Origin of the sequence: Paenarthrobacter sp. AB444, from assembly GCF_028736865.1 — a bacterium.
Taxonomy (GTDB): Bacteria; Actinomycetota; Actinomycetes; order Actinomycetales; family Micrococcaceae; genus Arthrobacter; species Arthrobacter nicotinovorans_B.
On record NZ_JAQZBY010000004.1, the window covers coordinates 202,748 to 228,083 of the forward strand.

Sequence of the window (25,336 nt, forward strand, 5' to 3'; positions counted from 1 at the left end):
GGATTTCTTTTTGCCCTTTGCGCCTGCCCGCCGTTGGTATGGAGTGCCGGACTGGCATGATGATGCTGTGACTGCACACGAAGACCCGTCAGCCTCCCGGGCCAACCCCGAGCCGCGCGTTGCCCCACAAGGGGTGGCCGCCGCCGTCGAGACGTTGGAAGCTGCCCGGGCCGAACTCGCGGCCACCGCTCTTCCTTTGGCAGTGCCCGAAGCGCAGGAAGCCCGCCAGTGGATCCGGGAGTCGTTGGCCCAGCTGGACGACTACATCATTCCCCGCTACCGCAGCCTGGATGCCCCGCTGCTGGCCGTCGTCGGTGGTTCAACCGGCGCCGGCAAGTCCACGCTGGTCAACGCCCTGGTGGGCTTTCCTGTGACCCGTGCGGGCGCGATCAGACCCACAACCCGCCAGCCGATCCTCCTCCATCACCCCGAGGACGCAGAGTGGTTCGAAGGGCAACGGATACTGCCCGGCCTGCAGCGGATCCGCGGGACGGTGTCGTCGGTTCCCGTCCCGGCCAACCAGGCAGGCGCGGCTCCCGATCCGCAAGCGATCACGTCGTTGGTGCTGGCTGCGCATGACACGGTACCCCAAGGCATAGCGCTCCTGGACGCGCCGGATGTGGACTCCATCTCAGACGACAACCGCCGGCTCGCCGGTCAACTGCTGGCAGCAGCTGACCTGTGGATCTTTGTCACCACCGCCAACCGCTATGCCGACGCCGTTCCGTGGCGGCTGCTCGTCGACGCGGCTTCGCGGGACATCACCGTAGCCGTGGTCCTGGACCGCGTGCCCGCGGCGGCCGAGGAGGAAGTGAAAACCGATCTTCAAGCAATGTTGGACCGACAAGGACTCGGCCAGGCAAAGCTCTTTGTCGTGCGGGAGAGTGCCTTGGACGGGTTGGGCATGCTCCCGGCGGAATCGGTGGAACCCCTGCGGATATGGCTCGGAGCCTTGGCTGCCAACGCGGCCGGCCGCGCCGACGTCGCCCGCCGGACACTCAACGGCGCCGTGAAAGCGGTAGGTCACCGGCTGGAAGGCATTGCTGCCGCCGCCAGCGCACAGGAAGCTGCAGCACGTGACCTCGGGCGTTTGTGCGAGGAGGAATATGAACACGCGCTGGCCCGCATCCTGGACGCCACGAAGGACGGGGCACTACTGCGCGGCGAAGTCCTGGCCCGGTGGCAGGACTTCGTGGGAACGGGGGAGTTCTTCCGCGGCCTCGAACAGAACATCGGACGCATGAGGGACCGGATGGGCGCTTTCTTCCGCGGCGAACCGGCTCCAGCCGTGAAGGTGGAGACCGCAATCGAAACAGGGCTCCAGGCCGTGATCCTGGACGAAGCTGCGAACGCGGCCGAAAACGTTGACAGGCGTTGGCGTTCGGACCCTGCGGGCCGCCAGCTATTAGGTACCGATGACCTGTCGGGAACAAGTGAGGGATTTGATACGAAGGCGGCCGCTGCAATTCGTACGTGGCAGGAGGGCCTGATGGAGATGATCCGCACACAAGGCCAAGGTAAACGGACCCAGGCGAGGTGGTTGTCCTTCGGCGTCAACGGACTGGGTGCCGCGCTCATGGTCGTGGTGTTCTCGATGACGGCCGGACTGAGCGGACTGGAAATTGGCATCGCGGGTGGAACGGCCGTGGTCGGCCAGAAGCTGCTGGAAGCAGTGTTCGGCGAGGACGCGGTCCGTCGCCTGGCCCAGCAGGCAAGGCAGGATCTGCACACGCAGTGCCAGCGCCTCCTGGATGAAGAGCGGCAGCGCTTCCTCAGCAGGATCGAGGCTGCCCCGACAGGCTCCGGCGTTGACCTGCTCAGGCATGCCACGGCGCTCGGCCGACTGGCAGGGGCCGCATGAGCCGCCACAGCCAGGTCCGTGAATCGTCCCAGTTACAGCGACAGCTCGAAGCCTTGAACACCGCCCGCGAGCTCGCCGAGGGTGTCCTTCCGGATCAGGTGCTCCAGTCCGTCTATGACGTCCTGGAACGGGCGGCATCGCGGCGTTCATTGTCGGCGGGGCATACCGTAGTGGGCTTCTTCGGTGCCACCGGCAGTGGAAAGTCATCGTTGTTCAACGCAGTGTCCGGCAGTGATGTGGCCACTGCGGCTGCGCGTAGGCCAACGACGTCGGAGCCTATGGCGGGCATCTGGGGCGAAGAGGGCAGCGGCCCGCTGCTGGATTGGCTGGAAGTGAAGGAGCGTCACGTGTTGCAGGCGGTGCCGGGGTTCGCCGACGACGACGCCGGGCTGGTGCTCCTTGATTTGCCGGACTTCGATTCGACCCGACTGGAAAACCGGGAGATTGTCCAGCGGATGGTCGGGATGGTGGATGTCCTGGTGTGGGTCCTGGACCCGCAGAAGTATGCTGATGCAGCGGTGCACAACGGGTTTCTCCGACCGATGGCCTCCCACGGCGCTGTCACCTTGGTCGTGTTGAACCAGGTGGACAAGCTCAGCGCCCCGGATGCTGCCGCAGTCATGGAGTCGTTGAAGGGGATCCTTGCCCGCGATGGTCTGGAGAAGGTCCGCGTCATGGGTGCGTCAGCCCTGACGGGCGACGGCGTACCAACCGTCCGCGCTGCCATCAGGAACGTCGTGGTCCAGCGGGCCGCCACCACACAGCGCCTGGCCGCCGATGTCGCCACGGCTGCCGCCGGATTGAGCGAAGTGTCCGGCGACGGGGAAGCGAAGGGCATCACCAGTGGCGCGAAGTCCCGCCTGGCCCAGGAGTTGGCGACGGCGGCCAACGTGCCAGTGGTGGTGGACGCGGTCCAGCGTTCTTTCCGGAGGGAATCGGCGCGCAGGACGGGGTGGCCTGTGACGCGATGGTTGCTGCGGTTCCGGTCCGACCCCCTGCGGAGGCTGAACCTTGGGCGAAGCGACACCAAGCCCGAGTTGAGCCGGACGTCCTTGCCGCCTGCCGGCGCGCCGCAGCGCGCGCGGTCCGATGCGGCTGTCAGGGATTTCGCCGATGAGGCATCAGCTGGTGCTCCCGGTCCCTGGCGCGCAGCAATCCGTGCAGCTGCACGGGAAGGGCGCGAACAGCTGCCGGATGCGCTGGACCAAGCCATCGCTGGAACGGACCTGAAAACCGCGAAACGACCCTTGTGGTGGATGCTGTTCAATACGCTGCAGTGGATTGCGCTCCTGCTGGCGGTAGGAGGCCTTGGCTGGCTCGGTGTCCTGGCGGCCCTTGGCTACTTCCAGATGCCTGTGCCGGAGGTGCCCCGGACCGAAGGGTGGCCGTGGCCCACGCTCATGGTTGCCGGGGGAGTCGCGCTGGGCGTGCTGTTGGCCATCCTTGGTCGTGTTCTGGGTGGCTGGGCGGCCCGCGCCAGGGCGGCGGGGGCGGCGAAGCGGTTGAGGGCAGCGGTTGCGGTGGTGGCCGAGCGAAGGATCGTCGAACCGGTTGATGTTGAAGTCACGCGGTTGCGGGCCTTCAACGCTGCCCTGAAGGCTGCCCGGACGAATTAGAGGGCTGCGGCGGCGTCGCTGACTTTGACCAGGGTACGGAGGTTCCGGGTAGTGGTGCTTGCCTTGTACCGCGGCTTGGATGACAGCTTGCTGAAAGGGCTGTCCAACGTCCCGCCGGCAGGAGCCAACCAGGCCATTGCCTCCGGTCCCAGGCGTGTTTGTTCCACGCCATCCAAGGTTTTGCCGGCCTCGAAGAGCTCATCGAGCATTGCACTGTCAGAAGCCAACGTGACGTAGCTGTGCGTGGACTTGTCATCGGCCGGGTAGGGGCATGCCTCAACCAGCCGGGCCACGCGATCCGCTGTCAGGACCACCACCCAGGCGTCATAGCCAAAGGAATCACGGAGGCACTTCTCGAATTGTGCCTTGACGTCCTTGGCGGTGAGTTCGCTTTGCAGCACTACGTTTCCGCTGGCCAGCAGGGTCTTGACCTTGGAGAACGGGTAGTCCTGAAGGGCGTCCTTGAGATCGGCCATCTTGATATTGATGCCGCCCACATTGATTCCGCGCAGGAACACGGCGTAGCTGTGCATGACTAGTCGTTGTTCTTCCGCAATGCCTCAGTCAGGACCCGCGCAGCGTTGCAGACGACTTCGGCATGCAGGCGGCCGGGCTGGCGGGTGAGTCGTTCGATGGGACCCGAAATCGACACGGCCGCGATCACCCGCCCGGAAGGGCCCCGCACGGGTGCCGAAACCGAGGCGACCCCCGGCTCGCGTTCGCCGAGGCTCTGACCCCAGCCCCGGCGTCGTACTCCTGCCAGGACGGTCGGGGTGAACCGCGCGTTCTGCAACCCTTCCAGGAGGCGGTCGTGGTCTTCCCACGCCAGCAGCACCTGGGCTGCCGAGCCGGCCTTCATGGACAACTGGGTGCCCACCGGAATGGTGTCGCGGAGGCCGATGGGACGTTCCGCTGATGCCACGCAAACGCGCCAGTCGCCTTGGCGGCGGAAGATCTGGGCGCTCTCTCCGGTCGCGTCACGGAGCTGGATGAGTACGGGGCCGGCGGAGGCGATCAGGCGGTCTTCGCCGGCGGCGGAGGCCAGCTCAACGAGGCGGCTTCCCAGGACGAAGCGTCCTTGGATGTCGCGGCTTACCAGGCGGTGGTGGACCAGGGCCAGGGCGAGGCGGTGAACCGTGGGTCGGGCGAGTCCGGTGGCTGCTACGAGCTGCGCAAGTGTCGTTGGTCCGGCCTCGAGGGCATCAAGCACTTGGGCCGCTTTATCAATGACACCGACTCCACTAGAATTGTCCATGTAATGATATTGCCGTCTCAATATCTGAGATGCAAGTTGTTTCACTGGCCTATTTTGCAGCGGTGCTGCTTCAGTGGATGTAGAACAACCAACAGTGAAGGGAGCAGGCCGTGGGAAAGACACTGGCCGAGAAAGTCTGGGACGCGCACGTTGTGCGCAAGGGTGAAGGCGAAGGAGCCAACGCCCAGCCCGATCTTCTCTTCATCGACCTGCACCTGGTCCACGAAGTGACGTCTCCGCAGGCCTTCGAAGGTTTGCGCCTGGCCGGCCGAAAGCTGCGCCGCGTGGACCTGACGATCGCCACGGAAGACCACAACACTCCGACGCTGGATATCGACAAGCCGATTGCAGACCTCACCAGCCGCACGCAGATCGAAACGCTGCGCGCCAACTGCAAGGAATTCGGTGTACGCCTACATTCGTTGGGTGACAAGGAACAGGGCATCGTGCACGTCGTGGGCCCGCAGCTGGGCCTGACCCAGCCCGGCATGACGGTGGTTTGCGGCGACTCGCACACTTCCACGCACGGCGCCTTCGGAGCGCTGGCCATGGGCATCGGAACTTCTGAAGTCGAGCACGTCATGGCTACCCAGACGTTGTCCCTGAAGCCGTTCAAGACCATGGCAATCAACGTCGAGGGCACGCTGCGCCCGGGTGTTACTGCCAAGGACATCATCCTGGCAGTCATCGCGAAGATTGGAACCGGCGGTGGCCAGGGCTATGTCCTGGAATACCGCGGTTCAGCCATCCGTGCGTTGTCCATGGATGCCCGCATGACCATCTGCAACATGTCCATCGAGGCCGGAGCCCGTGCCGGCATGGTCGCTCCGGACCAGACGACGTACGAATACATGAAGGGCCGTCCGCACGCGCCGCAGGGCGCTGACTGGGACGCCGCCGTCCAGTACTGGAACACGCTTCACACCGACGAGGACGCGACGTTCGACGTCGAAGTGGACCTGGATGCCGACACATTGGAACCGTTCGTAACCTGGGGAACCAACCCAGGCCAGGGCGTTTCCCTCTCCGCGAAGGTTCCTTCCCCGGAGGACTTCGGCGACGAGAACGCCAAGCTGGCCGCTGAGCGCGCACTGACCTACATGGGTCTGGAAGCTGGAACGCCCATGAAGGACATCCGGGTGGACACCGTGTTCCTGGGTTCCTGCACGAACTCCCGCATCGAGGACCTGAGCGCAGCCGCGGACATTATCCGCGGCCGCGAAAAGGACCCCAACGTGCGCATGCTGGTGGTGCCGGGTTCGGCCCGTGTCCGTTTGGAGGCCGAAGCAATGGGCCTGGACAAGGTGTTCAAAGACTTCGGTGCCGAATGGCGTTTCGCTGGTTGCTCCATGTGCTTGGGCATGAACCCTGACCAGTTGGCGCCGGGGGAGCGTTGCGCCTCGACGTCGAACCGCAACTTCGAGGGCCGGCAGGGCAAGGGCGGACGCACCCACCTGGTCTCGCCCGTCGTTGCCGCAGCCACCGCCATCCGCGGAACGTTGAGCTCGCCGTCGGACCTTGAGCCGGCCTCGGCCGGAACGCTGACCGGAACCGCAGTCTAGGAGGACCCCATGGAAAAATTCACCACCCACACCGGCATCGGGGTCCCGCTGCGCCAGAGCAACGTCGACACCGACCAGATCATCCCCGCTGTCTACCTCAAGCGCATCACCCGCACCGGCTTCGAGGATGCCCTCTTCGCCGGATGGCGCAAGGACGAATCCTTCATCCTTAACCAGGCTCCGTTCAACGCCGGCTCCGTGCTGGTGGCCGGTCCGGACTTCGGCACGGGATCTTCCAGGGAACACGCTGTGTGGGCACTGAAGGATTATGGGTTCAAGGCCGTCCTGTCCTCGCGGTTCGCCGACATCTTCCGCGGCAACTCAGGCAAGCAAGGCCTGCTGGCCGCCCAGGTTGCCCAGGACGACATAGAACTCATCTGGAAGGTGCTGGAAAACAACCCCGGCACGGAGGTCAAGGTGGACCTGGTGTCCAAGACTGTTGAATGCGGCAATGTCGTGGCACCCTTCGAGATCGACGACTACACCCGCTGGCGCCTCCTGGAGGGACTGGACGACATCGGCCTGACGCTCCAGCACGAAGAAGACATCACCGCCTACGAAGCCACCCGGCCATCTTTCAAGCCCCGGACGCTTCCGGCGAAAGCGGACGCCGTCTAACCGTTGACGGATCAGCGGAAATTACGCTGGCAGAGGACCGTCGGACCCCGAGGAAAGGGGCTGGCGGTCCTTTTTTGCGCTGGATTTACGGACGCCGGATCCGTGTGGCGCGGGGCGGGTCCATTTCGGTTCGGTAACGTGAGCTTCTATGCTTAGCTGGAGCCTTTGTCAGTTTGGGGGGCGAGTAGTCGTGAGGAAACCGGTATAGATGAGTAGTGTTCTGACAATCCGCGGTGGCGTCCCGTTAACCGGACGAGTGACCGTCCGCGGTGCCAAGAACCTTGTGCCCAAGGCCATGGTGGCCGCGTTGCTGGGCAGTGAACCATCGGTGCTGAGGAACGTGCCGGAAATCAAGGATGTAGAGGTTGTCACCAGCCTCCTGCAGCTGCACGGAGTGACTGTCGTCAAGGATCCGGTGACGGGCGACCTCACCCTGGATCCCACGGAAGCCAAGACAGCGTCCAGCACGGCCATTGATGCGCATGCAGGGGACTCCCGCATTCCCATCTTGCTCTGCGGACCGCTGATCCACGCGATCGGCGAAGCCTTCATCCCGGACCTTGGCGGTTGCAAGATCGGTGACCGGCCCATCGACTACCACCTGAATGTGCTCCGGCAGTTCGGTGCCGTCGTGGAAAAGCGTCCGGGCGGCATCCACATTTCAGCCCCGCATGGCCTTCATGGTGCCAAGATTTCGCTTCCTTATCCGTCGGTGGGAGCTACCGAGCAGGTTTTGCTCAGCGCAACCCGTGCCGAAGGCATCACCGAGCTCATCGGTGCGGCAACCGAACCGGAGATCATTGATCTGATCGCTGTCCTGCAGAAAATGGGCGCCATCATCAGCGTCCAAACGGACCGCACCATCCGCATCGAGGGCGTCAAGGACCTGCGCGGATACAACCACCGAGCGCTTCCGGACAGGAACGAGTCCGCTTCCTGGGCCTCTGCTGCCTTGGTGACCCGGGGCGACATCTTCGTTGAAGGCGCCTCCCAGCGCGACATGATGACGTTCCTGAACACCTACCGCAAAGTCGGCGGCGGGATGGACATCGGCGATGACGGCATCCGTTTTTACCACCCGGGCGGAAAACTCACTCCGCTGGTCCTCGAAACTGACGTCCACCCTGGCTTCATGACCGACTGGCAGCAGCCGCTGGTGGTCGCGTTGACCCAGGCCGAGGGCGTGTCGATTGTCCACGAGACCGTCTACGAGAACCGCTTTGGCTTCACCGAGGCCCTCGCCCGCATGGGAGCGAACATCCAGGTGCACCGCGAGTGCCTTGGCAGCGTGCCGTGCCGCTTCGGCCAGCGCAACTTCCTGCACTCCGCCGTGATCTCCGGCCCCACCCCACTCCGGGGCACGGACATCGACATTCCTGACCTTCGTGGCGGCTTCAGCCACCTCATTGCAGCCTTGGCCGCAACGGGAACATCCAAGGTCACCGGGATCGATATCATCAACCGCGGTTACGAGCGCTTCACCGAGAAGCTGGCTGCCTTGGGTGCCGATTTCGACATCACCACCATCAAGTAGCGGGGGATCCTTTGAAGGAATCGGCCACGAGCCGTGCCGTGTTCACGTTGCTGGCGGGGATTGCACGCCCGGCAATGAACCTGTTGATGGCCAAGAAGTGGGAAGGCCTGGAAAATCTTCCTGCCGGTGGTTTCATCGCGGTGCCCAATCACTGCACCGAGATCGACCCCATCGTTGTGGGGCATATGGTGTACAACCAGAAGCGTCCGCCGCACTTCCTGGCCAAATCGGGACTTTTCAAGGTGCCCGTGCTGGGGGGCCTGTTGCGCGCCACAAACCAGATTCCGGTTGAACGCTCGACGGCGGGGGCGAACCGCTCGCTGCAGCTCGCCAAAGAGGTGGTGGACGCCGGCGGCGCCATCATCATCTATCCGGAAGGTACGCTGACCCGCGATCCCGGTCTCTGGCCCATGAAGGGCCATACCGGGGCTGCCCGCCTGGCTCTGCAAACGGGGGCGCCTGTGGTTCCCGTAGCGCACTGGGGTGCGCAGGAGGTGTTCCCCAGGTACGCCAAGCGTTTCCACGTCTTTCCGCGAAAGACTGTCCGGGTGCTGGTCGGAGAACCGGTGGATTTGAGTTCCTTTACTGACCGCCCCCTTGACCGCGGTACCCTCACGGAAGCCACCGAGGTGATCATGGACGCCATCACGGCTCTCCTGGAGACGGTTCGCGGCGAAGAGGCGCCGGCTGAGCGATGGGACCCCGCGCTCCACAAGCAGAGCAAGCATGGCCGTCTCGTTGAAGGTGCACCTGATGAGGATGAGGACCCGGAGGCTGGAAAGTGACGCTGATCGAAAGCCCGGCGTTTGTGCCCACCACAGTGGCCGTGCTGGGCGCCGGGTCCTGGGGCACCACGTTTGCGAAAATCCTTGCTGACGCTGCAACAGCTGCCGGAGTCGAGCGCACGATCCGTATCTGGGGACGCCGCGCCGAAGTAGTGGAGCAGATCAACTCGGCCCACCTCAATGAGCAGTACTTGAAGGACATTGAGTTGCCGGCGTCCATCACCGCATCCACGGACGTGGAAGAAGTACTGAAGGATGCCTCTTTGGTGGTCCTCGCGGTACCCGCGCAGTCGCTGAGGCCCCAGCTGCGTGACTGGAAAGCGCTGTTGGCCCCCGACGCCGTGGTGGTGTCCCTCATGAAGGGCCTGGAACTGGGTACGGATGCCCGCATGAGCGAAGTGATAGCCCAGGAGCTTGGCCTTCCGGAATCGCGGGTTGCGGTGGTTTCCGGACCCAACCTGGCCATGGAGATTGCCCGCGAGCAGCCAACCGCCTCCGTTGTTGCTTGCAGCGACGCCGACACAGCCGCTGCCATTGCCCTGTGCTGCACGGCGCCCTACTTCCGTCCCTACACCAGTACTGACGTTGTCGGCGTGGAAATCGGCGGCATTGTCAAGAACGTCATCGCCTTGGCTGTGGGGATCTGTGAAGGCCGCCAAATGGGCGACAACACCAAGGCCTCCGTCATCACCCGTGGACTCGCCGAAACGTCAAGGCTCGCTCTGGCGCTGGGCGGGGAAGCCCACACGATGGCCGGACTTGCCGGGCTCGGTGACCTCGTAGCCACCTGCTCGTCCGCACTCTCAAGGAATCACACTGCCGGACGGCTGCTCGGTGAAGGGCTCAGCTTGGAGCAGGTGGCGGAAGAAATGACGCAGACCGCCGAAGGCATCAAGTCCGGCCCTGCCGTGCATGAACTGGCGGGGAAACTGAACGTTGAAATGCCCATCACCGCGGCGGTAGTGGCCGTGCTGGAAGGCAGAATGTCCGTTGATGACCTGGGGCCGCGATTGCTGGCCCGGGCACTGAAGTCCGAAGGCGACTACTGATGGTGATTGAAGAACCCGCGGCTGTGAAGGCCAAACCCCGCGTAGCGATCCTTTTCGGGGGCCGCTCAAGCGAGCACGCCGTCAGTTGCGTTACAGCCGCTGGTGTCATGGGCGCCATCGATACGAACAAGTACGAGGTCATCCCGATCGGCATCGCCAAGTCCGGTCAATGGGTTTTGGCATCGGGCGACACCAGCCAGTGGTCCTTGAGCTCGACGTCCCTTCCCGAGGTTGCGGCGTCGGGCAGAACCGTCACCCTGGCCGAAGTCGGCGGCGAACACCAGTTGATCGTCACAGCGCCCAATGCCGTTCCGGAGGAATTGGGCAGCGTGGACGTGGTGTTTCCGCTGCTGCACGGTCCATGGGGGGAGGACGGAACCATCCAAGGCCTGCTGGAATTGTCCGACACCCGTTATGTAGGCGCCGGCGTGCTGGCCTCTGCAGTGGGAATGGACAAGCACTTCATGAAGGTGGTCTTCGAGTCCGCCGGACTGAAGGTGGGCCCCTACATAGCCGTGACGGACCGCGAATGGGTGACCGACCCCGAGGCTGTCCGCAAACGCGTGGACAAGCTCGGTTTCCCGGTGTTCGTCAAGCCGGCACGTGCTGGTTCTTCCATGGGAATTTCCAAGGTTGATTCGCTGGAAGGCCTCGATGCCGCCGTCGAAGAGGCGCGCCGCCACGACCTGAAGCTGGTCATCGAGGCCGGGATCGTTGGACGTGAGATCGAATGTGCAGTCCTGCAGGGACGCGGGACCGATGCACCACGCACCTCCATGCCGGGGGAGATCGCGGTTGCTGCCGGGGAACACCAGTTCTACGACTTCGCTGCCAAGTACGTGGAGGATGGGGCGGCTGCCCTCAGCTGCCCGGCCGACATGCCGGACGAAGCAATCGCACGAGTCAGGGAATTGGCCGCAGTGGCTTTCGACGCCGTGGGCGCCGAAGGCCTGAGCCGCGTGGACTTCTTCTACACTGCTGCGGGAGAGCTGATCATCAATGAGATCAACACCATGCCCGGCTTTACTCCCAAGAGCATGTACCCGCAGATGTGGGCTGCCTCAGGACTGGGTTACGCAGAGCTCATTGACGAACTCATCCACTTGGCATTGACCCGGAAGACGGGCCTGCGCTAGATCGCGCCTACTTGCTCGAAGGCAGGTTCTGCAGGTCCTCCTGGCCGACGCACTTGCCGGTGGGCTTGATTTTTCCAACGGCGGCCGCGAGCTCGGTCAGGACTGTCGCGGAACTGATGTTGGCCGCTTCCAACTTGACCGGATCGATCAGTATCTCCGTGGCGGGTACACGGCCAAAAGTAGTCAGCGTGTACACGGGATCGCCTTCCTTGATGACCCAGTCGACGTCGTTGACGCTGACACAGCGGTCCGTGGTGGGTCCGGGCACGTTCACACCGCAGCGGAGAATGACCTGCGAGGGATCTCCCCAGGCAGCCGTAGCCTGGCTGTTCGTCTTGCGGAGCGCAGCATCGCCGATCTTGTCGGGCAGGGCCACCATCATGGGGGCACAGGCAGGGTTGGCTGCGTCCGCGGCTGCGGTAACGTCAACGGCAGGTGAACAGGCCGACAAAGCCAGGACGGATGCAGAGGCCAGGGAAACGGCCAGCGCAGTGCGGCGGAGGGTCTTTCGATGCATCCCTCCAGCCTATCCCGCACGCACGGGCCGAACGGGCGTGGGTAGCCCCGGTCACATTGCTGCGAAGCCGGCGGTGCATCGCTGCGTCGTTATCCTGTCAGGGGATCGCGATAGCGTAGAGCCGTGCCAGCAGAACAAGAGACCGTCCAAGACCTTTCCGAGTCCGAGCTCCTTGCCCGGATCTTTCCCCGGCTGAACAGCAGTGCCGGCGTTCTGCTGGGTCCCGGTGATGATGCCGCCCTGGTAGCCGCTCCGGATGGCCGCACCCTGATTTCCATCGACACGCAAACCCAGGACCAGGACTTCAGGCTCCAGTGGAATAACGGCTACGGGACCACCGGGTACGACGTCGGGTGGAAGGCCGCCGCACAGAACCTCAGTGACATCAATGCCATGGGCGGCAGTGCTTCTTCCCTCGTCGTCAGCCTGACCATGCCGCCGTCCACACCTGTCGACTGGGTGGAAGCTTTTGCGGATGGACTGACCGCCGCCATCGTTGAGTTGGGTGCCCTGGATTGCTCTGTTGTCGGAGGTGACCTTGGACGCGGCCGCGAAATCGCGGTGACAGTCGCCGTCGTCGGGACCCTTGCCGGAGTCGCACCGGTGCTGCGCTCCGGCGCGATGGCGGGCGATGTCGTAGCGGTGGCCGGCACCTTGGGGCGGGCGGCCGCGGGCTGGGCGTTGCTTGAAAGCGATGTTCCCTACGAGAGCCTCAGCGAAGAGCTCAAGGGCCTTGTGGAGCACCAATGCAGGCCTCTGCCGCCTCTGGCGGCGGGACCGGAGGCGGCCAGGGCCGGCGCAACTGCCATGTTGGACATCTCCGACGGTTTGCTGCGCGACGGCGGACGGCTCGCCGCTGCCAGCAATGCCGTGCTCGACTTCGACCCCCTGGCACTGAAAAAGTATGCCGCCGTGCTCGAACCAGCGGCTGCGTTGCTGGATCTTGATGCCCTGCCCTGGGTACTTGGCGGGGGAGAGGACCATGGGTTGCTGGCCACGTTCCCAGCAGGAATTCAGCTGCCTCAGGGCTTCACTGCGATAGGCTCAGTTCAAGCCGTTGTCGAGCCGACAGGCAGCGGCGTCCGGATCGCCGGGCATGCTGCTGACACCGTTGGATGGGATCACTTTGCAGACTAAGATCGCCGCGAACGCGCACGCCATGAAACGTTGGCTCGGCAAGGCGGAAGTGGTCCTCGGAAACCACAGTGACCGCCTTAACGCGATCAACATCTTTCCCGTCGCCGACGGAGACACGGGAACCAACCTCTACCTCACAGTACGTGCTGCTGCTTCGGTTTTTGATGAATCGGAAGCTCCCGATGCCGCCCATGATGTCGGCGCTGTGCTCTCGAAAGCCGGCCAAGCAGCCATGGAGCAGGCGAGGGGCAACTCGGGAACTCTGTTCGCAGTATTCCTGTGCGCCGCAGCCGAGCCTTTGGCCGGCAAGAGCAGGCTCAGTGCTCCGCTTCTGGCCACAGCGCTGAACCGGGCCCAAATCCGTGCCTGGTCAGCACTCAGCGAACCGGTGGCTGGAACCATGCTCTCTGTCCTGGAGGCCGCCGCGCATGCCGCGCAGCGGGTCGACGCTGAACAAGACGGCGACGACAGCAACCATGCGCTGGGTCTGTCGCTGGACGCCGTGGTGGATGCCGCCTATCAGGCAGTGCTGCGCACCGAGGACGAGCTGGTCCAGTTGCAGGAGGCGCACGTGGTCGACGCCGGCGGGGTGGGCATGCTGCTGGTGCTGGACTGCCTCCGATCCGCCGTGCTGGGCGAGGAACTGCAGGACGAGCTCCTGGACGACTTGCACGGCTACAAACTGCAGGATCCGCACATCCATGAGCACATGCCGGCCGACGACGGGGTGGAGGTCATGTGCACCATCAGCCTTTCCCCGCTCAATGCCGCCATCCTGCGTCAACGCCTGGATGAAATGGGCGATTCTGTCATCATGAGCCAGGTTGGCGGCGCGCAGGCCAACGATGATGACGAGGAATCCACGCTGGAGGCCAGCTACCGGTGGCGCGTCCACGTCCACGTCCCCGACCCGGCTCCCGCCGTCGAGTTGATTCGTTCCCTGGGTGATCCCACCGACATCGCCGTCAGCCAGCTGGCCCTGCCGCGACACGATACCGACCAGCCACGGCATGACTACTGAACTGGAATTGCCGCTCGAACGCAGGATCGGCAAGCGGTCAGCGGCGGTTATCGAGAAACACCTGGGGCTCAAGACCTGCGGTGCCCTGCTGAACTACTTCCCGCGGCGTTATCTGAGCCGGGGCGAACTGACTCCCATCAGCAAGCTGCCGCTCGATGAGGAGGTCACGCTCATAGCCCGTGTGGTGTCCAACAGCACCCGCCAGATGCGCGCCCGCCGGGGCTCCATCACCGATGTCGTCGTTACCGATGAGGCCGGCGGGAGCGGTGTTCCCGGGACACTGAAGGTCAGCTTCTTCAATGGTTTCCGGGCCAAGGCTGAACTCCTGGCCGGACGGCGGGCGATGTTTTCAGGCAAGGTCACCCGTTATGGCGGTGCCCTGGGCCTGACCAATCCGGACTTCCTCCTGTTGGACGAGGATCCGGAGGCTGAGGACTCCGTTGACCCCGCCAAGCTCGCGGCGATGCCGATTCCGGTGTACCCGGCCACGGCGAAGCTGACCAGCTGGTCCATCCACAAGGTGGTTGCCTCCCTGCTACAAACCCTGGACCTCGACGCGTTGGAGGACCCGATCCCGGAGCGTATTGCTGCCAGGGACGGGCTGCTCAGCGTCGCCGAATCATACCGGCTGATCCACTCGCCGGAGACGCCGAAGGATTGGCAGCGGGCGCAGGAACGCTTCCGCTACCAGGAAGCTTTGGTCCTTCAAACTGCCTTGGCCCGCAGGCGTGCCCAACTCGCGGCCGAAGAAGCCACCGCCAGGCGTCCCACAGCAGATGGCCTGCTCAGCAGCTTCGACCGGAGCCTGCCCTTTACCCTGACCGCCGGCCAAGCCGCCGTCGGAAAGACCCTTGCCGAAGAGCTGGGCCGCGACACCCCCATGAACAGGCTCCTGCAGGGAGAGGTGGGTTCCGGCAAGACCATCGTTGCCCTGCGCGCCATGCTCCAGGTGGTCGATGCCGGTGGCCAGGCTGCGCTCCTTGCCCCTACCGAGGTCCTGGCCGCCCAACACTTCGATTCGATTCGGCGCACGCTCGGCACCCTGGCCCGCGACACCATGTTTGGCGGCGCGGGCATGCTGGGTGGAGACCTCTCCCAACAGTCCGTGCAGGTAACGCTTCTGACCGGTTCCATGCCTACTGCCGCGAGGAAGCAGGCGATGCTGGACGCTGCTTCGGGAAGTGCGGGAATCGTCATTGGTACGCATGCCCTGCTGAGCGACAAGACCAGTTTCCAGGATCTCGGGCTGATCGTGGTGGATGAGCAGCATCGCTTCGGAGTTGAGCAGCGTGACGCCCTCCGGGCAAAAGCCCAACGGCCACCGCACTTGTTGGTGATGACTGCAACGCCTATTCCCCGCACTGTGGCAATGACTGTTTTCGGCGACCTTGAGACGTCCATCCTCGATGAACTTCCGGCCGGCCGCGCGCCCATTTCCACCCACGTGGTGGGGCTGGCGGAAAACCCTGGCTGGGCGGACCGAATTTGGAAGCGTTCGCGGGAGGAAGTCGATGCCGGGCATCAGGTCTACGTGGTGTGCCCCAAGATCGGATCGGACGACGACGGCGACTTCAGTCCGGGCGAAGCGGAACCAAGCGACGCGGCGCTGTCGGACGAGGGTTCGGCCCGGGAACTCGCGTCGGTGACCGCCGTCGTCGAGAGCCTCGCGCAGGAGCCGTCCCTGGGCGGCGTGCCGGTGGCACCGCTTCATGGCCGGCAGGACCCACAGGTGAAGTCGGAAACCATGGCGTCGTTTGCCTCCAACCAGACCAAGGTGCTGGTTTCCACAACGGTCATCGAAGTCGGTGTGGACGTCCACAATGCCACCTTGATGGTCATCCTCGATGCTGACCGCTTTGGCATTTCACAACTCCACCAGCTGCGGGGGCGGGTGGGTCGTGGCGGCCTTCCCGGCACGTGCCTCTTGGTAACTACCCTGGAGCCTGGCCATCCGAGCCGCCGCCGGCTGGAAGCCGTTGCCTCCACCACAGACGGTTTCGAGTTATCGCAGGAGGACCTTAAGATTCGTCGTGAAGGCGACATCCTGGGTGCCTCGCAATCCGGTGGGCGCTCGACGTTGAAGTTGCTCCGGGTCCTTGAGCACGAGGACATCATCGCCCGCGCTCGGGCCGATGCCCAAGCGTTGGTGGGCCAGGATCCTACTTTGCAGGACCAGCCGGCCCTTTCCGCTGCGATCGACCAGTACTTGAATCCCGAGAAGGAGGCGTTCCTTGAACGCGGTTAGTAGTCCCGGACAGCGTCGACGGGGAGTTGCCCAGTGAGCCGGATAATCGCCGGAGTTGCCGGTGGAAACCCCTTGGCAAGTGTTCCCGGGACTGCGACACGGCCCACCACTGACCGCGTCAAGGAAGCGCTGTTCTCGAGGCTGGAGTCGTTGGCAGTCATCGACGACGCCAGGGTCCTTGACCTTTATGCCGGTTCCGGTTCGCTGGGCGTTGAGAGTGCCAGCAGGGGTGCGCGCAGCGTGGACCTGGTGGAGTTCGATGCCCGGGCCAGCGACGTCTGCCAGCGGAATGCGGACCTGGTCAACCAGAGCCTGGGGACCAAGAAGGTTTCCGTCCACCGCTCCAAAGTGGAGTCCTTCCTTGAACGGGCAGGCGAGTCTTCCGTATGGGATCTGGTCTTTCTCGATCCGCCCTACCCCTTGGACGAGCAGGCCTTGAGCGCAGTGCTCGAAAAATTGGCGCCGCACCTGGACGATGCTGCCGTGGTAGTGGTGGAGCGGAGTTCCCGCAGTCCTGAACCCGCATGGCCTGACGCCTTGGAAAGCTTCGCTGATAAGAAATATGGCGAGACCAAGTTGTGGTTCGCCGAACCTGCCTGAGTCAGCCCGTAATCTGGTCCAGATCCACGCCGTGGAGGACGGTGGCAGGGTGCGGCCCCTTGGCCAGCAGCTCGGCTGTCCACTCCGCAGGCCATGGCGTCCGGGTGCCTGCCAAAATAATGTTGCCCGGATAACGGCCCGCGAACATCCCGGTTTCCGCAAAAGCAGCGACGTCCTCCATGGCCGCCCGAAGGGCCGAGACCTGGCTGCGGACCAGCGTCAGCGCAGGCTCGTCTCCGACGTTCACTATCAGGACGCCGTCAGGAGCCAGCCGTGCGGCGGCTTCTTCGTAGAAGTCACGGCACGCGATATGGGCAGGAGCCTCGGGCCCGGAGAAGATGTCAAGGATCACGACGTCGAATCCCACCTCTGCGGGCAGCTCAGCCAAGGCGGCACGTGCGTCGCCAATATGGGTGGTCAACCTGGTGCCTTCGGGCAGGGGCAGTTTTTGGAGGACGAAGTCCAGGAGTTCACGTTCCAGTTCAACTGCGTACTGTTCCGAGCCCGGGCGGGTGGCCTGGATGTAACGTGCCAGGGTGAGCGCTCCTGCGCCCAGATGAAGGGCCCGGACGGCTTGTCCGGGAGGGGCGGCCAGATCCACCAGCGACCCGATCCTGCGAAGGTACTCGTAGAAGATCTCCTCCGGCGCAGCCAGGTTCACGTGCGACTGTTCGGCGCCGCCGATGCTCAGGATGAAGCTGCCCTCAACCAACTCATCCGGTGCGATAGTGGCGTGCTGGCCGGTGGTTCTCAGGAAGCGCTCGGCGTGACCCCGGTCCTTTGGCCTCACAGCCGGTCCTTCAGGCTGGCAAGTCGCCCAGCTGCTTCTTCAAGGACGTCGATCTTCTTGCAGAAGGCGAAGCGCAGCAGGCTTCTGGTGCGTTCGGCGCCTTCCGGGTGGCAAAAGACGGGAACAGGGATTGCGGCCACGCCCACGAGTCCGGGCAGGCGCCGTGCAAGATCAACGGAGTCCTGGATGCCAAGGGGTGCGGTGTCGACATTGATGAAGTAGGTGCCGCTGGGGTTGTAGACGCCAAAGCCGGCGGCACGAAGACCTTCGGCGAGGATATCGCGTTTTTGCTGCAGGGTTTCGGCGATGCCCTGGTAGAAAGCGTCAGGAAGCCCCAGCCCGACTGCGATTGCACCCTGGAACGGCGTGCCGGAGCTGTAGGTGAGGAATTGCTTCACCGTGCGGACTGCGGCCACCAAGTGCGACGGACCGGTGAGCCAGCCGATCTTCCAGCCTGTGAAAGAGAAAGTCTTACCGGCTGAGGAGATGGTGATGGTCCGTTCAGCGGCACCGGGGAGGGAGGTCACCGGGATGTGCTCCACTCCGAAGGTGAGGTGTTCATACACTTCGTCACTGACGATGATGGCGTCGTATTTGGCGGCAAGCTCCACGATCGTGGTGAGCACACTCTCCGGAAAGACTGCTCCCGTGGGGTTGTGGGGGTTGTTGAGGAGGACGATTTTCGTCCTGTTGCTGAAGGACGCTTCCAGCGTTGCGGGGTCGGGCAGGAAGTCCGGTGCCAGCAGGGGAGCGGTCACATGCTTGGCGCCGGCCATCCCGATGATCGCCCCATAAGAATCGTAGAAAGGCTCGAAGGTCAGGACTTCGTCGCCGGGTTGGATGAAGGCCAGCAGCGCGGCAGCGATGGCCTCGGTTGCCCCTGTGGTGACCAGGACTTCGGTCTCGGGATCGGGGTCAAGGCCGTAGAAGCGCTGCTGATGCGCGGAGACGGCTTCCCGTAGGGCGGCAATACCTTTACCGGGTGCGTATTGGTTGGCGCCGTCGGCGATGGCAGCCCGCGCAGCGGCTTTGATCTCGGCCGGACCGTCCTCGTCGGGGAATCCCTGCCCCAGGTTGATGGCGCCGGTGGACATGGCCAACGTTGTCATTTCCTCGAAGATGGTGACGCCCAGGCCGCCGTCGGGCGACAACAAATTGGCTCCAAGCGCAGCACGTTTCCAGGGGGCCGGAGCCCCGGTGGTTGTTCCGGAGAAGGGGGTGCTGCTGCCTGCTGATGCCATGGGAGCCATGGTATCCCGGTGAAGCGATGGGGTAGGTTCGTCTCATGAGACGCGCGGTATGCCCTGGATCCTTTGACCCCATCCACAACGGACACCTCGAAGTCATTGCCCGGGCCGCCGGCCTGTTTGACGAAGTCATCGTTGCCGTGTCCACCAACTACGCCAAGAAGTACAGGTTCGGCCTCGAAGAGCGCATGGAGATGGCTCGCGAGACGCTGGCTTCCCTGCGTGGCATCATCGTTGAGCCCATGGGAGAAGGCCTGCTGGCCGAGTACTGCCGACGCAGGGGCATCTCGGCGATCGTCAAGGGCCTGCGCTCCTCCTCGGATTTCGACTACGAGTTGCCGATGGCCACCATGAACCGACAGTTGACCGGCGTCGAAACGGTCTTTCTGCCCGCCGAAGCGCATTATGTGCACCTGTCGTCAACCCTGATCAAGGAAGTCAACGTCCTCGGGGGCGACATCTCCGACTTCGTGCCCAAGTCGGTGTTGAAGAGGCTCCTTGCAGGCGAGTCGCCCAGCGAACCTCCCCGCAAAGGGTAGTCTGGTGGGAGTACCTGCGGCTTCACGCAGAGTTCCCCATTCCGGAATCAGCGTGCTCCTCCGCGCGCTTGGCGCCGGTTTGAGTCCTCACGCGTGATCAGGCTAAGATGGTACGTCGGTCATATGTTCTACAGGAGTTCTCATTAAGCGAGATGCAAGTTCGCCCTTGGCGCTGTTGGTCAAGGACCTCGGACGCAGTCCGGGGACCATGCGGACACTCAACGAGCATGTACCTGCACCAAGTGACCTTGGTGTGGCGCTCATTGGCGTAAAGGAAGGCTCGGATATCGAGCTCGATCTTCGTCTTGAGGCCGTACACGAAGGAATTCTGGTATCCGGATCCGCGGTCGTCGAAGTAACCGGCGAATGCGGTCGATGCCTGGATCCCCTTGCGTATGACCTTGAGGTCAATGTGCAAGAACTTTTCTTCTACGAAGGCGCTGAGCTTTCCGCCGAAGAAGACGATGAAGAGCAACGTCGAGTCGAGTACGATCTGATCGATCTTGAGCCGGTGTTGCGGGACGCAGTTGTCACCATGCTGCCGTTCCAGCCGGTGTGCCGGGAAGACTGCCAGGGTCTGTGCTCCGAATGTGGAGTGCGTCTGGAAGACGAGCCGGGGCACCACCACGAGGTCATTGACCCTCGCTGGGCTGCCCTAGCTGATCTGGCTAAGACTGACCGGCAAACCGATTAGTAAGTGTTCGTCTAAGAGAGAAATGAGATAGCCGTGGCTGTTCCCAAGCGGAAAATGTCTCGCGCAAATACACGCGCCCGCCGTGCCCAGTGGAAGGCAACTGCCCCCAACCTGGTCAAGACCATCGAAAACGGCCAGGTTACCTACAGCCTGCCGCACCAGGCAAAGGTCGTTACCGACTCTGCCGGCACCGCGCTGTTCCTTGAATACAAGGGCCGCAAGGTCGCAGACGCCTAATCTGCCGTAGAGGCTGACAAAGGATGTCTTCAACTGAAGAGCTTCTGAAGCGTCTCGGTGTCTGGATTGACACCGAGACGCTTCGTCTTGCTCTCACACATCGCTCATACGCGTATGAGAACGGCGGGATCCCCACCAACGAGCGCCTCGAGTTCCTCGGCGACTCCATTCTGGGTTTCTCCGTGACCGATTCCCTCTACCGTGAGAACCCCGAACTGCCCGAGGGCGAGCTCGCCAAGCGGCGCTCCGCCGTCGTCAGTACGCGCGCCCTGGCTGGGATCGGCCGGGAGATCGGTATCGGCGAGTTTATCTACCTCGGACAGGGCGAAAAGCTCACCGATGGCAAGAACAAGGCCTCCATCCTGGCTGACACCATGGAAGCACTGATCGGTGCGACCTATCTGTCCAACGACATCGAGACGGCGCGCCAGCTGGTGATGCGCCTGGTGGGCCCGCTCCTGAAGGACGCAGGCGCCCTCGGAGCAGGAACCGACTGGAAGACAAGCATCCAGGAACTCACCGCCAGCCGGCAGCTGGGTGCCATCCACTACGCGGTGGAAGGCTCCGGACCTGACCATGCGCGGACCTTCGAAGCTGTCCTGAACATCGGCGGAACACCCTATGGACGCGGTTCCGGACACTCAAAGAAGGAAGCTGAACAGGAAGCGGCAGCGGACGCCTGGCGCGCCCTGACTGCCCTGGACTCTGCTCCTGCCGGTCCCGCCTCCGCTTGAGCCTCCATGCCTGAGCTTCCCGAAGTAGAAGTGGTCCGTCGCGGACTCGCCAAGTGGGTTCGCGGGCGGACCATAACGGGTGTCGAAGTACTTGACCCGCGTTCGATCCGGCGCCACGCCTTGGGCACCGAAGACTTCATGGGGAACCTCGAGCACGCTACCGTCCTCGACGTCGTCCGGCGCGGTAAGTTCCTTTGGATGCCGCTGTCCATGAACGGCTTCCAGGACAGCGCGCCCACGATAACCGGTGAAGCGTTGCCGAAGGTGGCGTTGATGGCGCACCTGGGGATGAGCGGGCAACTGCTGATGCAGGACCCGGAGGTGGCGGATGAAAAGCACCTCAAGGTCAGGATCACTTTGAGCCCGGTGGACGGCATGCCGGAGCAACTGCGGTTCGTGGACCAGCGGATTTTCGGCGGGCTCTTTGTCACTTCGCTCGTGCCCACTCCAGACGCCGGACCAGGCGGCCTCGGCGAGACACCGCTGCCCGAGATAGCCGAAGAAGCCTCGCACATCGCCCGGGACCCGTTGGACCCGCATTTCTCCCTCGACGACTTCTACCGGAAGATCAAAAAGCGGAAGACCGGCCTCAAACGGGCGCTCCTCGACCAAGGGCTGATCTCCGGGATCGGCAACATCTACGCCGACGAAGCGCTGTGGCAGGCAAAGCTCCACTATGCGCGGGCTACCGATACCTTGCGCCGGGCAGACGCAGAGCGGCTCATCACGGCAGTGAGGGACGTCATGGAGGCTGCTTTGGCGGCCGGTGGCACCAGCTTCGATTCGCTGTACGTCAACGTCAACGGCGATTCCGGATACTTTGCCCGTTCCCTCAACGCTTATGGGCGGGCCGGTGAATACTGCACCCGATGTGCGGAATTGGGCCTCCAAAGCGTCATCAAACGGGAGCAATTCATGAACCGCTCGAGCTACTTCTGCCCCACGTGTCAGCCACGCCCAAGGAATGGTCGCTGGTAGGTCCAAAACTGTTCCGGATTTCCGGTGCGGATGGCAGACTGTCCCCATGAAACGCTCGGCGCGGCACAACGTTTTTGCGGGAACGCCATGATGGCGCGACGGCTGGTCATCGCGGGCGTATGCCTGGCTGTGCTGATTGCCGCCGTCGCACTTCTCTTTGACCAGTTGGCTGCGAAGCCGGGACCTGTCGCGCAAAGTACGTCATCGCCGGCTTCAAGCCATAGCCCGGGATCCAGGTCCAGTGCTCCATCGGGCACCACCTCCCAAGGCGCCGAGGCACCCACCTCCGGAAGTTCGCCGTCGGGCGGTTCATCGGGCGGAAGCACTGACGGCGGTGGCGACGGCGGCGCCCCCTCCGGCGGCCAGGCGCTGGAAGTCCTCCCGCCTGTCACAGCAACCCCCACAGGTCTGCCCGAGCCGACGCCTCCCGCTCCACTGATCACCGGAGCCTTGCCGGAGCCCGGTACGGCGTCCGGGCAAGTGGTGGACGGATGGCCCGCAGGAGTCCTGACGCTGCCTGCCGGAACAACCATTGGCTCGACCTCGGTGTCGACCTCAGGAAACGTCCTCCAGGTTGCCGCCGACGGCATCGTTGACAAGCCACGGGCAGAAGTATTGGGGTCCTTCCGCGACTCCTTGGTCTCCCATGGATTTTGGACCGAAGATGCGCCCGCCGGCGAGGGGGCGATGGCCGCCCGGTTCGTCCGTGGCACGGATACAGTAACGGTTTCGGTATCGACCACGGGAACGGGCAGCTCGCGCTTCCAGCTTTTGGGCAGCCTGCACACGAGCGCGGACTGAGGTACCCATGTACATTTCCCTTTCGGACCGCAGCGGCGGCAAACGGGACAAGCCACAGAGGACAGGAACGGCACTATCAACCGAGGTGCCGTTCCGCTTGTCTCCGGTCATCCTGTGGCTCGGCATTGTCAGTATGGTCACGGATGTGTCCTCGGAATCGGTGTCGGCGATCCTGCCCTTGTACGTGACGGGTTTCCTGGGCCTGTCGACCATTGCCTTCGGCTTTATTGATGGCATCAACCAAGGTGCCAGTGCCATCGTCCGGATCGCTGCAGGATGGGCATCGGACCGCAGCGGCCACCCCAAGCGGGTAGCTCTGGCCGGTTACGGACTGTCCATGGTTGCCAGGATCGGATTCCTGTTCGCCGGAGGTTTTTGGGCCATTGCGGCCATTGTGACCGGTGACCGCATCGGAAAAGGTATCCGCACGGCGCCCCGGGACGCGCTCATTTCCACGTCGGCGCAACCCGAGCATCTGGCCAGGTCCTTCGGCGTGCACCGGATGCTCGACAATATTGGAGCGGCAGCTGGGCCTTTGATCGCCTTCGTTGTGCTGTTGCTGATTCCCAATGGCTTCAGCACGGTTTTCGTAGTGTCTCTGGCCTTTGCGGTGATCGGTGTCGCCGTCCTCGCCTTGGTAGTCCCCGATGTCCAGGCGCGGGCACTAAAGGGGGCGGGGGTACGGGAGGGGCGCCGGCTTTTCGCCTTCTCCTGGAGCCATCTCAGGGAACCGGGCTTGGGCAGGTTGCTCATCGCCGCGGGGCTTCTGGGCCTGGTGACCATTGGCGACGGGTTCATCTATCTGGTGTTGCAGGACAGGGATTCGTTCGCCGTCCAGTGGTTTCCGCTGCTGTTCGTCGGGACCAATGTGGTGTTTCTCGCTTTGGCCATCCCGCTGGGAAGGTTGGCGGACAAGGTAGGCAAGATCCCGGTTTTCTTGGCGGGGCATGGTGCGTTGCTGGCCACCTACTTGTTGGCGGCGGCACCCTTCGGGGGGCTGTGGGCAACAGCGGCCTGCTTGGTCCTGCTGGGGGCTTTCTACGCAGGCACTGATGGGGTGCTTGCCGCGCTCGCCAGTCAGCTGACGCCGTCGGGGAAGCTCGCGACGGGGATCGCCTCCGCTCAAACCGTCGTCGCCCTGAGCCGGATGGCCGCCTCCGCCGGCTTCGGCGTGTTGTGGTACGCGGTGGGTGCTTCCACGGCGATGGCAGTGGCAGGGGTACTGCTGGCCTGTGCAATTGTGGCGGTGTTCTTCATCCTCCGAGGTGCCCGCAGTGCAGCCCCTGTCGATGTGGACGACGCCGTATGAAGGATCAGCCCGCCGAAGGCAAGGCGCGGTGGGGCGCCCTCCTGGCGGTCACGATAGTGGTCCTGGTTGCTGCTGGAATTTATGCCGTGGGAGCGTACCAACGCTTCGAAGAGAGCCGGACGGCGGCCTCTTCCGTGGGAACCTCGGAGGGCGGTCAACTTCCACGGACTCCGTTTGTGCTCTTCCGGAACACGGCAACCGGACAGGGATACGGACATGCCGCAACGGTCTCATTGTCAGCCCCTGACGGCACCCGGGCCATCAGCGACCAGGAGTGTGATCGCGTATATGGCTCCATGGAGAGCGTCGTGTGCCTGCGAACCAACAGAGGGCTGGTCACTTCCTTTGAAGCCCGGCTTTTCAACAGCACCTGGGAGCAGCAAAGGGCCTGGCCGCTGCCCGGGATACCCAGCAGGACCAGGGTAACTCCCGATGGTTCCAGGATTGCCACCACCGTGTTCGTCACGGGCCACTCTTATGCCACGGCGGGCTTTTCCACCGCCACGGAAATCACCATCCCCGGGGGCACGTCGTCAGGCAACCTCGAGGATTTCGCCCTGCTTGTCAACGGGGAGCGGCTCCAGGCCACCGACCGGAACATTTGGGGTGTGACCTTCGTCCCGGGCCAGCCCGACGCCTTCTATGCCACAGCGGCCTCCTCCGGACGCATCTGGCTGGTGCGGGGGAGCCTGTCCGCGAAGACGCTGACGGCTGTCCATGACAACGTCGAATGCCCCTCCATCTCACCGGACGGCACCCGGATCGCGTACAAGAAGAACGACGGCGGTGCGCTGGCAGCGCATTGGAAGGTCGCCGTTCTTGACCTCGCTACGGGACGCGAGAATGTCCTCGCTGAAAAGCGCAGTGTCGATGATCAGATCGAATGGCTGGATAACCAGAGCCTTTTGTACGGGCTGCCCGACGAGACCACCGATGGCGACAGCAACATCTGGAAGCTGGGCACCGAGCCCGGGGCGCAGCCAAGCATGTTCATTGCCCATGCTTGGTCGCCCAGTGTTGTTCGGTAAACGATGTCCATGCGGGCCAACCGCCCGTCCTGTGACCGGGAGG

25 protein-coding genes are annotated in these 25,336 nt (G+C 63.7%); 20 read left to right on the plus strand and 5 right to left on the minus strand.

Annotation, left to right across the window (positions count from 1 at the left end):
• Window positions 1–67: 67 nt before the first annotated feature.
• Together PQ627_RS07485 and PQ627_RS07490 are read left to right on the plus strand one after the other, a co-directional pair.
• Window positions 68–1,861 carry a dynamin family protein gene (locus tag PQ627_RS07485; RefSeq protein WP_400453388.1) on the plus strand — a complete coding sequence of 598 codons (1,794 nt, stop codon included), beginning with the start codon at window positions 68–70 and terminating at the stop codon, window positions 1,859–1,861.
• Window positions 1,858–3,477, plus strand: coding sequence for a GTPase (locus PQ627_RS07490; RefSeq protein ID WP_274259636.1), 1,620 nt, complete (start codon window positions 1,858–1,860; stop codon window positions 3,475–3,477). The genes PQ627_RS07485 and PQ627_RS07490 overlap by 4 nt, the downstream gene beginning before the upstream one ends.
• On the opposite strand, the gene PQ627_RS07495 is transcribed toward PQ627_RS07490, so the two are convergent.
• Together PQ627_RS07495 and PQ627_RS07500 are read right to left on the minus strand one after the other, a co-directional pair.
• The gene (locus tag PQ627_RS07495; RefSeq protein WP_274259638.1) at window positions 3,474–4,010 is read right to left on the minus strand and encodes a DUF1697 domain-containing protein; all 537 of its coding nucleotides are present in this window, start codon (window positions 4,008–4,010) and stop codon (window positions 3,474–3,476) included. The two genes, PQ627_RS07490 and PQ627_RS07495, sit on opposite strands and share 4 nt — an antisense overlap.
• Before the next feature lie 2 nt (window positions 4,011–4,012).
• Window positions 4,013–4,732, minus strand: a complete 720-nt coding sequence (locus tag PQ627_RS07500) for an IclR family transcriptional regulator (RefSeq protein ID WP_014922101.1) — start codon at window positions 4,730–4,732, stop codon at window positions 4,013–4,015.
• 110 nt (window positions 4,733–4,842) lie between these two features.
• On the opposite strand from PQ627_RS07500, the gene leuC reads away from it, so the two are divergent.
• From leuC to PQ627_RS07530, 6 genes are all read left to right on the plus strand, one after another.
• Entirely contained in the window at window positions 4,843–6,294 is a 1,452-nt protein-coding gene (leuC, locus tag PQ627_RS07505; protein WP_274259647.1) for a 3-isopropylmalate dehydratase large subunit, read from the plus strand.
• Window positions 6,295–6,303: 9 nt separating this feature from the next.
• Window positions 6,304–6,912, plus strand: coding sequence for a 3-isopropylmalate dehydratase small subunit (gene leuD / locus PQ627_RS07510; RefSeq protein ID WP_144659957.1), 609 nt, complete (start codon window positions 6,304–6,306; stop codon window positions 6,910–6,912).
• A 208-nt stretch (window positions 6,913–7,120) separates the two neighbouring features.
• Window positions 7,121–8,446 carry a UDP-N-acetylglucosamine 1-carboxyvinyltransferase gene (gene murA / locus PQ627_RS07515; RefSeq protein WP_144659958.1) on the plus strand — a complete coding sequence of 442 codons (1,326 nt, stop codon included), beginning with the start codon at window positions 7,121–7,123 and terminating at the stop codon, window positions 8,444–8,446.
• 11 nt (window positions 8,447–8,457) lie between these two features.
• Entirely contained in the window at window positions 8,458–9,231 is a 774-nt protein-coding gene (locus tag PQ627_RS07520) for a lysophospholipid acyltransferase family protein (RefSeq protein ID WP_274259650.1), read from the plus strand.
• On the plus strand, window positions 9,228–10,280 hold the full coding sequence (locus tag PQ627_RS07525; protein ID WP_274259652.1) for an NAD(P)H-dependent glycerol-3-phosphate dehydrogenase: 1,053 nt from the start codon (window positions 9,228–9,230) through the stop codon (window positions 10,278–10,280). Before PQ627_RS07520 ends, PQ627_RS07525 begins: the two co-directional genes overlap by 4 nt.
• Complete coding sequence (locus tag PQ627_RS07530) at window positions 10,280–11,416, plus strand: D-alanine--D-alanine ligase family protein (protein WP_274259654.1); 1,137 nt, start codon at window positions 10,280–10,282, stop codon at window positions 11,414–11,416. Before PQ627_RS07525 ends, PQ627_RS07530 begins: the two co-directional genes overlap by 1 nt.
• 7 nt (window positions 11,417–11,423) lie before the next feature.
• Here the strand turns inward: PQ627_RS07530 and PQ627_RS07535 are convergent, their stop codons facing one another.
• Window positions 11,424–11,933, minus strand: coding sequence for a DUF3515 family protein (locus PQ627_RS07535; protein WP_144659962.1), 510 nt, complete (start codon window positions 11,931–11,933; stop codon window positions 11,424–11,426).
• A 123-nt stretch (window positions 11,934–12,056) separates the two neighbouring features.
• On the opposite strand from PQ627_RS07535, the gene thiL reads away from it, so the two are divergent.
• The 4 genes from thiL to rsmD are packed head-to-tail and all read left to right on the plus strand — an operon-like array spanning window position 12,057 to window position 16,936.
• Window positions 12,057–13,070, plus strand: a complete 1,014-nt coding sequence (gene thiL, locus PQ627_RS07540) for a thiamine-phosphate kinase (RefSeq protein WP_274259657.1) — start codon at window positions 12,057–12,059, stop codon at window positions 13,068–13,070.
• Window positions 13,071–13,092: 22 nt separating this feature from the next.
• Window positions 13,093–14,091, plus strand: a complete 999-nt coding sequence (locus PQ627_RS07545) for a DAK2 domain-containing protein (protein WP_274259769.1) — start codon at window positions 13,093–13,095, stop codon at window positions 14,089–14,091.
• Window positions 14,081–16,336 carry an ATP-dependent DNA helicase RecG gene (locus PQ627_RS07550; RefSeq protein WP_274259659.1) on the plus strand — a complete coding sequence of 752 codons (2,256 nt, stop codon included), beginning with the start codon at window positions 14,081–14,083 and terminating at the stop codon, window positions 16,334–16,336. Before PQ627_RS07545 ends, PQ627_RS07550 begins: the two co-directional genes overlap by 11 nt.
• 33 nt (window positions 16,337–16,369) lie before the next feature.
• Window positions 16,370–16,936 carry a 16S rRNA (guanine(966)-N(2))-methyltransferase RsmD gene (gene rsmD / locus PQ627_RS07555; RefSeq protein ID WP_274259662.1) on the plus strand — a complete coding sequence of 189 codons (567 nt, stop codon included), beginning with the start codon at window positions 16,370–16,372 and terminating at the stop codon, window positions 16,934–16,936.
• Window position 16,937: 1 nt separating this feature from the next.
• Here rsmD and PQ627_RS07560 read toward each other — a convergent pair whose 3' ends face one another.
• Window positions 16,938–17,726, minus strand: coding sequence for a spermidine synthase (locus PQ627_RS07560; RefSeq protein WP_274259664.1), 789 nt, complete (start codon window positions 17,724–17,726; stop codon window positions 16,938–16,940).
• Window positions 17,723–18,976 (minus strand): aminotransferase class I/II-fold pyridoxal phosphate-dependent enzyme, encoded by a 1,254-nt coding sequence (locus PQ627_RS07565; RefSeq protein WP_274259666.1) that lies wholly within the window; start codon window positions 18,974–18,976, stop codon window positions 17,723–17,725. Before PQ627_RS07565 ends, PQ627_RS07560 begins: the two co-directional genes overlap by 4 nt.
• A 35-nt stretch (window positions 18,977–19,011) precedes the next feature.
• Here PQ627_RS07565 and coaD point away from each other — a divergent pair, with 35 nt between their 5' ends.
• The 8 genes from coaD to PQ627_RS07605 all read left to right on the plus strand — a co-directional run bounded on the left by coaD (window position 19,012) and on the right by PQ627_RS07605 (window position 25,293).
• The gene (gene coaD / locus PQ627_RS07570; RefSeq protein WP_144659968.1) at window positions 19,012–19,512 is read left to right on the plus strand and encodes a pantetheine-phosphate adenylyltransferase; all 501 of its coding nucleotides are present in this window, start codon (window positions 19,012–19,014) and stop codon (window positions 19,510–19,512) included.
• 166 nt (window positions 19,513–19,678) lie between these two features.
• Window positions 19,679–20,206 (plus strand): YceD family protein, encoded by a 528-nt coding sequence (locus PQ627_RS07575; RefSeq protein WP_144659969.1) that lies wholly within the window; start codon window positions 19,679–19,681, stop codon window positions 20,204–20,206.
• Between the two features lie 33 nt (window positions 20,207–20,239).
• Complete coding sequence (gene rpmF, locus PQ627_RS07580) at window positions 20,240–20,443, plus strand: 50S ribosomal protein L32 (protein WP_011775139.1); 204 nt, start codon at window positions 20,240–20,242, stop codon at window positions 20,441–20,443.
• Between the two features lie 23 nt (window positions 20,444–20,466).
• Window positions 20,467–21,177 carry a ribonuclease III gene (gene rnc / locus PQ627_RS07585; protein ID WP_144659970.1) on the plus strand — a complete coding sequence of 237 codons (711 nt, stop codon included), beginning with the start codon at window positions 20,467–20,469 and terminating at the stop codon, window positions 21,175–21,177.
• A gap of 6 nt (window positions 21,178–21,183) precedes the next feature.
• On the plus strand, window positions 21,184–22,155 hold the full coding sequence (gene mutM, locus PQ627_RS07590; RefSeq protein ID WP_274259672.1) for a bifunctional DNA-formamidopyrimidine glycosylase/DNA-(apurinic or apyrimidinic site) lyase: 972 nt from the start codon (window positions 21,184–21,186) through the stop codon (window positions 22,153–22,155).
• 87 nt (window positions 22,156–22,242) lie between these two features.
• Window positions 22,243–22,956 carry a hypothetical protein gene (locus PQ627_RS07595; RefSeq protein WP_274259675.1) on the plus strand — a complete coding sequence of 238 codons (714 nt, stop codon included), beginning with the start codon at window positions 22,243–22,245 and terminating at the stop codon, window positions 22,954–22,956.
• Between the two features lie 7 nt (window positions 22,957–22,963).
• Window positions 22,964–24,265: an MFS transporter gene (locus tag PQ627_RS07600; RefSeq protein ID WP_373458756.1), complete on the plus strand. Its 1,302-nt coding sequence runs from the start codon at window positions 22,964–22,966 to the stop codon at window positions 24,263–24,265.
• On the plus strand, window positions 24,262–25,293 hold the full coding sequence (locus PQ627_RS07605) for a PD40 domain-containing protein (RefSeq protein ID WP_144659973.1): 1,032 nt from the start codon (window positions 24,262–24,264) through the stop codon (window positions 25,291–25,293). Before PQ627_RS07600 ends, PQ627_RS07605 begins: the two co-directional genes overlap by 4 nt.
• Window positions 25,294–25,336 lie beyond the last annotated feature (43 nt).